Source organism: Peterkaempfera griseoplana, from assembly GCF_001418575.1.
Classification (GTDB): domain Bacteria; phylum Actinomycetota; class Actinomycetes; order Streptomycetales; family Streptomycetaceae; genus Peterkaempfera; species Peterkaempfera griseoplana.
This window is the reverse complement of sequence record NZ_LIQR01000624.1, coordinates 1-1,287: the sequence shown is the minus strand read 5'-3', so window position 1 is coordinate 1,287 and position 1,287 is coordinate 1. Positions and strand designations below refer to the sequence as shown.

At 69.1% G+C, this 1,287-nt stretch carries 2 protein-coding genes; both read left to right on the top strand.

The window, feature by feature from the left end; translation table 11 throughout:
• Positions 1-132 precede the first annotated feature (132 nt).
• A complete protein-coding gene (locus AOK09_RS34320) occupies positions 133-366 on the top strand; it encodes a hypothetical protein (RefSeq protein ID WP_055591125.1) in 234 nt (77 codons plus the stop codon).
• On the top strand, positions 363-1,287 hold a 925-nt coding region (locus AOK09_RS34315), incomplete at its 3' end, for a phage tail tube protein (protein WP_055591124.1). The genes AOK09_RS34320 and AOK09_RS34315, both read left to right, overlap by 4 nt.

The following is a 1,287-nucleotide window of genomic DNA, read 5'->3' as shown; positions in this document are numbered from 1 at the left end:
GCCCTGACTGCCCAGATCACGTACACGGCGGACGACGCCGACTACACCGCCTGACGCCTACCCCCAACTGCCCTGCCCTGCGGCCGAACGCGGTCGGGGGCGTCCGTCATGCCCCAAGAGAGGTGCCCGGCCGTGGCCGACACAGATCCTCCCGCCCCGTATCCGCAGCGGAACGCCACCGGCCACGAGGTCGTGGTGCCCGCCGTCCCCGCCACCGTCGGCCCGGACGAGGTCGTCCAGTGGCCCTATCACCTGGCCGGGTTCGAGCCGGTCCAGGCCCCGCCGGAGCCGGAGCCCGATCTGGTGCCGCCCGTGAAGTCCCGGCGCTCCGCTGACGCCGCTGAGGAGAAGGGAGCGGGCAAGTGACCCAGCTCAGCAGGCTCGCGACCCTTGGCCTGGCCAAGGAGACCGTCGCGAACACCTACACGGCCCCGACGGTCGGCATCCCCTTCGACAAGGCGGACTTCGAGGACAAGATCGACCCGCTGCGCGACGAGTCGATCCGCGGCAACGACACCGTCCTCCAGGGCGTCTACCAGGGCTCCGTCAACGCCGAGTGGGACATCGACGTGATGGCCTACCCCGACCTGACAGGGCACTTCCTGCGGGCCGTGATCGGCCCGGACACCGTGACCGCAGGCATCAGCACGACACTGTCCGCCTCGACGACGGCGGGCGCGACGTCGATCTCGGTACCGGTGTCGATCCCGGCCGGATCCCTCATCAAGATCGACACCGCGGCGAACATCGAGTACGCCCTGACCGGCACCCCCACCGGATCCGGCCCATACACGATCCCGATCACCTCCCCGGCCGGCGGTCTGACGCTGCCCCACTCCTCCAGCGTCGCCGTGGTGTCCGCGACGAAGCACACCTTCAAGCAGGACCCCACGCAGGCGATCCCGTCGTACTCGCTGACAGTGAACGACACCACGCAGACCCTGGGCTACGCCGGGACGAAGTTCACCGATCTCCAGGTCAAGATCGACCCGAAGGCCTCGGTGTCGCTGTCCCTCAAGGCCCTCAGCCTGCAGGGCGTACCGCAGTCCAACGCCACCGAGACCTACAGCGCCTTCACCCCGCACCTCGGCTGGACCTGGACCCAGACCCAGAACTCCGTGGCGACCACCCGCGGCCTGTCCCTGGATCTGACCATCAAGCGCGCAGGCGAGGCCATCGGCTCCAGTGACGGCACCCAGGGCCCGCGTGAGATCTTCGTCGGCGCGCTGGAGTGCGACGGCAGCTACAAGGCCATCTTCGAGAACCAGACCGACATCGGCGTCTTCG